We start from the raw sequence: 4,183 nt of genomic DNA on the forward strand, positions 1-4,183 counted from the left end.
AGGGATCCCCGGTGTACATCAGCGTCATCATTCCCACCTACAACCGCCGTCCCATTTTGGAGCAGTGTCTGCGGGCCCTGGCGCAGCAGCAGCCCGGCCCCTACGAGGGCTACGAGGTGGTGGTGGTGGACGATGGCTCCACCGATGGCACAGTGGAATGGCTGCAGAACAACCCCGTTGGCTTGCCCCAGTGGAAACTGTTGCAGCAGGAGCACCGCGGCCCCGCCGCTGCCCGCAACCTGGGGTTTCGCCACGCCCAGGGATCCCTCATCGTCTTTATCGACAGCGACCTGGTGGTGGTGGATCACTTCTTGGCCAGCCACGCCCAGATGCTGCGGCGGCACGGCGTTACAGGGGATCCCCGCTCCCCCCACGAGGCCAAGGTCTTCACCTACGGGCGGGTGATCAACACGAGCAATTTTCAGGATCCCCGCTCCGAACCCTTCAAGCCCACCGATTTTTCGGCAGCCTTTTTCGCCACCGGCAACGTGGCCATTGCCCGCCATTGGTTGGAGCTGGCCTGCGAAACCCCCGCCGGCCCCTTTGACGAGCGGTTTCACCTCTACGGCTGGGAAGACCTGGAGCTGGGGGTGCGGCTAAAACGTTTGGGCCTGCGCCTGGTCAAGTGCCCCCAGGCCACCGGCTACCACTGGCATCCGCCCTTTGAGCTGCAGCAGATCCCAGGATTGATTGAGCGGGAACGGCAGCGGGGCCGCATGGGTATTCTCTTTTACCAAAAACACCCCACCTGGGCCGTGCGCCTGATGATCCAACTGACGCCCCTGCACCAATTCCTGTGGGGCCTTTTATCCCTGGGGGGCTGGCTGAACGAGAAGCGGGTGGAACCGCTGCTGCGCTGGTTGATCCGGCATGGCCGCTCGCAGTTGGCCTTGGAGCTGTGCCGGATTTTTTTCCTCAACTGGTACAACGTGCAGGCCGTTTACGAAAGCTACAGAGCGATGAAGGCGCGAAATAAGGGGATCCACTCGGCTTGAGCTGCCACCAGGGCGGGGTAAGTGAGTCGGCCATAATCCTTGCCGGGAATGAGAGGCTGGCCGGGATCCGGATCGGCACAGCTCAGGGGTTCCCAAACGGCGCCGGCCCCCTTGACAATGGCCCACACTGCCGCCACATCCCAGATCTTGGGCGAGCGTTCTACCGCCCCCAAAAGGCTGCCACCGGCCACCGCCAGCAGGTTGTAGGCAGCGCCCCCCAACATCCGCGCTTTGCAAGGGAATTGCGGGCTAATCCAATGGCTGCTGCGGGAACAGAAATTGAACAATTGGTTGGGGCCGGGTGAGGCGGTGCTAGGACGGATTGGCTGGGGACAGGCGGGATCCCGGTCGTGGCGGGTGAGAAAAGCTCCTGCTGCTGCATCCCCAGGAAACCGAGGCCAATAACCGTAAAAAGTCTGGCGGATGGGCGGCAGATGGACACAGCCAAACACCGGCACGCCCCAATGCAGCAAAGCCAAGGAGCTGCCCCAAATGGGGATCCCACGGGCAAAATTGGTGGTGCCATCCAAAGGATCCACTACCCAACACCACTCCTTCTCGGGAAAAATGTGGTTGGATTCCTCGCTCAGATAACCGTGATCGGGGTAGGCAGCGGCAATGGCCCCTTGAAAAGCGCGATCCGCCCACTGGTCAGAAGAGGTTACCAAGCTGCCGTCGGCTTTTAAGGACTCCGTCCCGCTGGCGCGAACCGTAGGGTGGGCCTGGCCAAAGTCTGCCAAGAGCTGGGATCCCACGCTGGCCGTAGCCTGCAAGGCAAACTCGGTAACCTCCAGCCAGAAAGGGGATAGAGCAGCAGTTGCAGAAGGAGCACTCATGCCCCAATCCTAGCGGGATCCCTGGCTTTTGGGGTGGAAAAGGGGTCGCAATGGCAGCGGATCCCTCACAAGCAGGTTCTAGGCCCATAAGCTGAATAGAATCAAATCATAGGTAAACTCCCCAGCTGGCCACCCTCCTCCATGAACCAGCGCCTGATTGGACAACTGATTGGCAACCGCTACCGGCTGACCCGCCACATCAGCGAGGGTGGCTACGGCAATGTGTTCGAGGCGGTGGATACCCAGCTCAATGACGAGCTGGTGGCCGTCAAGTTGTTGCGCCCGCCGCCCCCGGACATGGGCCCAGAGTACTACCAGCAACTGCAGCAACGCTTCATGGATGAGGCCAGGGTCAGCGCTCTATTGGGCGAGCACCCCAACATCGTGCAGGTGCGCTCTTACGGCCTGTACCAAAACCAGCCCTACCTGGTGATGGAGTACCTGAACGCCAAACCCTACAGCGGCCAGGGGTTGGACTATGTGCTGGCTCGGGAAGGCCCCCTGCACCCAGAGCGGGTGGTGAACTTGGCTCTGCAGATTTGCTCTGCCCTGCACCACGCCCACAACTTTCAGATGGATCTGGGCAAGCACTCCATTCGCGGCGTCATCCACCGCGACATTAAACCCAGCAACATCTTTGTGCAGAAAGGGCCCGATGGGAAAGAGCGGGTCAAGATCCTGGACTTCGGCATTTCCAAGCTCATGGGGGAGACCTCTCGTGGCCTGACGCAGACGGGCTATTTTTTGGGCACGATGGTCTATGCCTCGCCCGAGCAAATGCGCGGAGAAAAGCTGGATGGCCGCTCCGACATCTATTCCCTGGGGGTGGTGCTGTACGAGCTGTTAACTGGTGCGTTGCCCTTCGAGCCGGATACCGACACCTTGCAAGGCTGGTACCACGTCCACAACTTTCAAAAGCCCCGCCCCTTCCAAGACCACAAGCTAGCCCACCCCATCCCCGCTGCCCTGGAGAAGGTTGTCCTCCAGTGCCTAGAGAAAGACCCTGCCCTCCGCCCGGCCAACATGGAAGGGCTCAGCCAGCAGCTACAGGCTGTCTATGGAAACAAGGTTGCCCCTCCTGCCCCGTTCGTTCCCTCAAGTTCATCTCCTGCATCTCCAGGTGTTCGTCCCCCGCGGATCCCGACCGGATTTGGCCAGCCGACTTCCCAACAGCCGATGGGTCGAGCCGCCCCAGACGAGGAAGAAAAGCTACAACGGGCGGTAAGGCTGATCGAGGCAGGCGAGTACAAGATGGCCGTCCATCTGCTCAATGAGCTGATCCAGAGCGCCCCCAACGAAGCCCGCTACTATCTCTACCGCGGCCTGGCCCACCAACGGCAGGGACATTGGGGCCTTGCCCAGATGGATTATCAAGGGGTGCTGCGGCTGGAGCCGGGTAACCCTTCAGCGGAACAGGGGCTGCGCGAGGTGGAACAGAAGGTTGGGCAAGAACATGTCAACAGCAAGTCCGGCTCTCATCTGTTGGATGCACCCCTGAATGCACCCCGCCTGGGCAAAGGGTCGGCGTTGAGTTGGCTCTTGGCCAATTTGGGGGCGGCTGGGATCGGCTACCTGGGGTTGGGGGCATTGGCTCCTCTGCTGGCGGCTTTGGGATCACTACAAGAAGCGGTGGCTGGAGCCGGCCTTGGCTTGCTGATGGGGCTGCTGCAGTGGCTGGTGTTGCGGCGGCAGGTTTCTGTGGGATGGGTGGCTGCAACTCTGCTGGCCACGGCTTTGGGTTGGGTGGCAGCGGATTTCCTCGCTCCCCAGGTGGGGGTGGCAACCTCTGCTTTTAACCCGACGGATCCCTGGCTCCAAAATGTCTTGCAGGCAATGGGAGATGCGCTGCGCGGTTTGCTGGTGGGGGTCGGCGTTGGTGGGCTGCAATGGGCCTTGTGGTCTCAGTGCTGGAAAGGTAGCCGGGCTTGGATCTTGGCGGCAGTTGCCGAAGGGGCAGGATCGGCTCTGTTGATGGGTTGGCTGCTGGACAATACTACCTTGAACAGTTGGCTGCTGCTGATCGTGGGGCTACTGGCCAACACGCGCCCCCTTAGCGCAATGGTGCTTTTGAATTTGCGCCGGATCCCTCCTGTTCAAAGTCAACAACAAAGTCAACAACAAGCCCCTTAGCCCACAGGGATCCCATCTGAGTTCTCTCTCTCAAGAAGAGGGAAAGACAGGAATCAAAACCGCTCATTATTTTTCTCACGATTTTTCTCACGGTTACCGGGGAGCGCCGTGAGATCCCCAGCTCAGAGCTACGCGACTGGTTGTAGGGAGTAGGGTCGTTTGAGCTAGTAAACTACCCGACTCCGACCGCTAAAGCGGTACGGAGCGGGCTTTCAGTAGCCC

Annotated in this window: 3 protein-coding genes; 2 read left to right on the top strand and 1 reads right to left on the bottom strand. The window is 60.6% G+C overall.

Annotated features, from left to right (window positions below):
- Positions 1-11: 11 nt before the first annotated feature.
- Positions 12-995: a glycosyltransferase family 2 protein gene (locus tag NW829_RS11810; RefSeq protein ID WP_011433457.1), complete on the top strand. Its 984-nt coding sequence runs from the start codon at positions 12-14 to the stop codon at positions 993-995.
- Here NW829_RS11810 and NW829_RS11815 read toward each other — a convergent pair.
- Positions 950-1,831, bottom strand: a complete 882-nt coding sequence (locus tag NW829_RS11815; RefSeq protein ID WP_011433458.1) for an inositol monophosphatase family protein — start codon at positions 1,829-1,831, stop codon at positions 950-952. The two genes, NW829_RS11810 and NW829_RS11815, sit on opposite strands and share 46 nt — an antisense overlap.
- A gap of 141 nt (positions 1,832-1,972) precedes the next feature.
- Between NW829_RS11815 and NW829_RS11820 the strand changes: the two genes are divergently transcribed.
- Positions 1,973-3,961, top strand: a complete 1,989-nt coding sequence (locus NW829_RS11820) for a protein kinase domain-containing protein (RefSeq protein ID WP_414417160.1) — start codon at positions 1,973-1,975, stop codon at positions 3,959-3,961.
- Positions 3,962-4,183: the final 222 nt, after the last annotated feature.

It is taken from the genome of Synechococcus sp. R55.8 (genome assembly GCF_047461895.1).
In the GTDB taxonomy this organism is placed as follows: Bacteria; Cyanobacteriota; Cyanobacteriia; order Thermostichales; family Thermostichaceae; genus Thermostichus.